Annotated in this window: 6 protein-coding genes; all 6 read right to left on the bottom strand. The window is 57.7% G+C overall.

From position 1 onward, the window contains the following. Positions 1 to 781: hypothetical protein (locus tag H5407_RS23295; RefSeq protein ID WP_183106878.1), on the bottom strand; the 781-nt coding region annotated here is incomplete at its 3' end. A gap of 9 nt (positions 782 to 790) precedes the next feature. After that, positions 791 to 937 carry a hypothetical protein gene (locus H5407_RS23290; RefSeq protein WP_183106877.1) on the bottom strand — a complete coding sequence of 49 codons (147 nt, stop codon included), beginning with the start codon at positions 935 to 937 and terminating at the stop codon, positions 791 to 793. A gap of 48 nt (positions 938 to 985) precedes the next feature. Beyond that, positions 986 to 1,192 carry a hypothetical protein gene (locus H5407_RS23285; RefSeq protein ID WP_183106876.1) on the bottom strand — a complete coding sequence of 69 codons (207 nt, stop codon included), beginning with the start codon at positions 1,190 to 1,192 and terminating at the stop codon, positions 986 to 988. A gap of 85 nt (positions 1,193 to 1,277) precedes the next feature. After that, on the bottom strand, positions 1,278 to 1,433 hold the full coding sequence (locus tag H5407_RS23280; protein ID WP_183106875.1) for a hypothetical protein: 156 nt from the start codon (positions 1,431 to 1,433) through the stop codon (positions 1,278 to 1,280). A 602-nt stretch (positions 1,434 to 2,035) separates the two neighbouring features. Continuing rightward, entirely contained in the window at positions 2,036 to 2,392 is a 357-nt protein-coding gene (locus H5407_RS23275) for a hypothetical protein (protein ID WP_183106874.1), read from the bottom strand. 185 nt (positions 2,393 to 2,577) lie between these two features. After that, on the bottom strand, positions 2,578 to 3,564 hold a 987-nt coding region (locus H5407_RS23270), incomplete at its 5' end, for an RHS repeat domain-containing protein (protein ID WP_220800759.1).

Here is a 3,564-nt window from a genome sequence, read left to right as displayed (position 1 = left end):
CATTGAGCAGCACCACGCTGCCGCCCTTCTCCACCACCACGCTCAGCGGCAGGGACTGCACCTTCTCGTAGGCCGGGCTGGCCACGGTCAGGCGCGCCACGAGCTCGGTGGGCCCGGGGCTCAGGCCGCGCAGCTCGCCCAGGGCTTCACCGGTGGCGTCCAGCGCATAGTCTGTGGAGCCACCGAAGTTGATCTTGCCCTCCACGGGCACCGCCGAGTCCGTGCCGCTCAGGCGCGCGCGCAGGCGCAGCGGCTGGCCGGCCAGGGCCTTGGCGTCCAGCCGCTCCAGCGTCAGCGCCGGCCGGATCTGCGGCAGGATGACGATGTCCAGCGGATCGCTCAGCGAGCCCGGCACCCAGTCGCCGAAGCGGATATTGCCCAAGGCGTCCACGCTGCCGCCGGCTGCCGTGTTGAGGAAGCCGCCGATGCCCTGCACCGAGCGCGGGCCCGGCTTGCTGAAGCTGCAGGCCAGGGTGTGGATCACATCACCGGCCACGTACTGTGTGGCCCCGCCGGACACGCAGCGTGCGCCTGGCACGAAGCTGACATGGTAGTCCTGGTCGCGGCGCTCACGGCCGGCGAAGCGCAGGGTGAACACCAGGTCTTCGCCGACGTAAGCCGTGGTCCTGGCCGCGCTCAGGCTGATCTTGGGGGCTTGGGCCTGGGCCGGTGCGGCACACAACAGCCCCAGGCTCAAGGCGGCGGCACCCAGCCAGTCCCCCCTGCAGCGCCATCGCGCCAGGGAGAGAAGCTTGAAAAGAACAGCCAGCGGCAAAGTCATCACAGTCAATCAGGCGCTCAAGGCCGCCAGGAATTCATCGGAATCAAACCCATCGTGCATGCGGTGCTCGCGGCCCTGGCGGTTGAGCACCAGAAAGGGCGTGCCATTCGCGTGATAACTCGCGAATTCGGATTCACAGCGGCTGTCGACGGACATATTGCATTCGGTATAGGCAAAACCGTATTGGTTCAGCCAGGCCTTGGCCTAGTGGCAGTAGCCGCATTCAGTGGTGGTGTACATGACCACTTCTTCGGCTTTCACCGTGGCGGCAAGGGCGTGGATTTGCTCGGGGGTCCAGTCATCACTCGATGCGCCAGACCCGCGGTGGCCGAAGAGCTGGGTTTTGAGCAGCCAGGCGACGAGGAGGATGGCGAGGAGTTGGAGCCAGGTGGGGAGGGTTTTGCTGGGCATGGTGGGTGGATGGGGGAGGCGGCTCTTGATTCATGAGTTGCCGACGGCACTAGGGCCGGGCCTTAAAGCTCGAGTACTTAACATTTCAGGCCTGACCCTGACCTCCGTGGATTTGCTCGGGGGTCCAGTCCTCACTCGATGCGCCGGCTCCACGGTGGCCGAAGAGCTGGGTTTTGAGCAGCCAGGCGACGAGGAGGATGGCGAGGAGTTGGAGCCAGGTGGGGAGGGGCTTGCTGGGCATGGGGGGGTGGATGGGGGAGGCGGCTTTTGATTCAAAAATTACCGACGGCACTAAGGCCGGACCTTAAATCTCGAGCACTTAACATTTAAGGCCTGACCCGATCTCTCTGTGACCCGATCTCTCTGACCCCGACCTCCTGCATTAAATTTATGAAAATTGACTCAAGCAGCGCCTCCATTATGGATTTGGCGGCAATCATGAGCGATAATGATTGACCAAAACCATCCGAAACGTGAAATAACATTCACCCACTCGATATGCCTTCATTTCGATGCGGATCTTAGATATTGAACACCTTAAAACAATCGTCATTTGTCACTACACCACCTAAGCACCTCCCTCTTGAACAAATAAATTTTCAGCGCAAATTCGAATTTGAACATTATGGAAAATTCAGCCAAGTCCTATTCCAGAATTAAGGTCAAGTGCCTTAATTGTTCACTACACTTCGTGCTGTGCACATGGCATCCAGAGCGCCATACTGCAAAGAGCTTACATTGCCCTGAATGCGGGCAGCACGCAGGAGAATTCATTGTATGGGCAGAAACTGTCAATGGAGAAATTGGGGAAGAAGTTCCGGGCAAAGCATTGCCCCATTTACATTAAGAAGAGTTCTGCGAGAAAATTTCTGACCAGTATTCATCCACACCAAGACTGCAATTAGACAATGGATGTTGCTCTATGAAGAATCTCCATGAACCAACTGACTGGTCATCAATTAGAACATTTGGCTTAGGCAAAAATGCCGTGAAACAGCTCGCTAGACCAACCTCGCGCGCACTCGCTTCTGCATATTCACTTCCTCCAGAACTCCAACAATACAGTTCCGCGCCAGAGGCATAAAGTAGGCGCACACGCTCAACGGCAGGAACAATCGGAATTCGCTTTACTCCAAAGGTTCTGATCAAAGTATCATCAACATCCACATAAACGATTAGCTTTCTTTTTTTGGCGTTCATGGCACGACAATTAGTGTTTTAACTGGATATTTAGGCCTGGAGATAGGGGCCGTGTATGGCTGAATTGCAGCCGGCCTTCCACATAGCAAGCCGGCTATGTATCGATGATTCCCGTCGACAATAACTCTCTCGTCAACGTAAATCGGCGGAAGAGGCGCCCCCGCTTCAATGGCATCGACTAGTGTTTAAATATGGCCAGCAGATACAGTTGGTTGCATCGTCAACATATTTGATGATTCCAGCGCCACTCTAATATTTTCCGGTGTGGCGGCCTTGCATTTTGGCTTTTCGTTACACGACTGGGCCTCCGACTGAGTCGCTTTATGTGCAGCCCAAGCAGCGGCAGCGGCAGACGCTAAGTAAATGACGCCCCTAACTACGACGGGAGTTAACAAAGGAATTGCAACTGCTGCTATTCTGCCTTCAGGGTCGACCATCCCCATCGGGCTGCCTCCCACATACGCGTACATGTTGATTCCGCCTCGGAGGCCTATAGGATCAGATTGGGCATACCGACCTGTGTTTGGCGCATATGTTCGATGGAAGTTGTAATGCAGCCTTGCCTCGTCGTCCCAGTACTGCCCTGGCAGCCTCAGGTTGATCTCCACCACCGGCTGCTCTGCCGTCGGCGCCGGTGACAAGATCGTCGCTTGCCCAAACGGCTCATACACCGCCGCCCACAAGACCTGCCCCTTGGCATTGGTTGCCTGCACCGGTGCCCCCAAGTGATCGTTGTGGAAGAACACGAGTTGCTGCTGCGCATTGCTGTCCAGCGTCTTGGCCAGCAGCAACGCCGTCGTGAACGGTGCGTCAGGCTGCGGTCCATACTGGGTGTGCAGGGCCGGGGCTGCGCTAGCGGTTGCCAGCCCTTCTGCATTGAGCGCTATGGCCTGGCGAGCCTCAGCCAGCAATCCTTCTTCGTTATAGAGGTAGTAGCTGCGCTTCGGCTGGGCCAAGGGGAGGCCTGCTCCGTCGCGGTACTGCTCTTTCCAGATGCGCCGGCCCAGCGGGTCATATCCATAGCGAGCCACCCAGGCCCCGTCCGCTTGGCGCACCCAGATCAGCCGGTTCTCCGCGTCATAACCAAAATCCAGCGTCCTACCGGGGCTCTCCCGCCGAACCGTATTGCCCGCATCGTCATAGGTATAGCGAATGGCGCTCGGCCCCGCACC

Origin of the sequence: Mitsuaria sp. WAJ17 (genome assembly GCF_014174515.1) — a bacterium.
Lineage (GTDB): Bacteria > Pseudomonadota > Gammaproteobacteria > Burkholderiales > Burkholderiaceae_C > Roseateles_B.
The sequence above is the reverse complement of the archived record's forward strand: the minus strand, read 5'-3'. Positions and strand labels throughout refer to the sequence as shown.

Excerpts from the sequence above, each read along its gene's own strand:
- H5407_RS23275 (WP_183106874.1), bottom strand. The coding sequence starts at position 2,392 with ATGAACGCCAAAAAAAGAAAGCTAATCGTTTATGTGGATGTTGATGAT.
- H5407_RS23280 (WP_183106875.1), bottom strand. The coding sequence starts at position 1,433 with ATGCCCAGCAAGCCCCTCCCCACCTGGCTCCAACTCCTCGCCATCCTC.
- H5407_RS23290 (WP_183106877.1), bottom strand. The coding sequence starts at position 937 with ATGTCCGTCGACAGCCGCTGTGAATCCGAATTCGCGAGTTATCACGCG.
- H5407_RS23285 (WP_183106876.1), bottom strand. The coding sequence starts at position 1,192 with ATGCCCAGCAAAACCCTCCCCACCTGGCTCCAACTCCTCGCCATCCTC.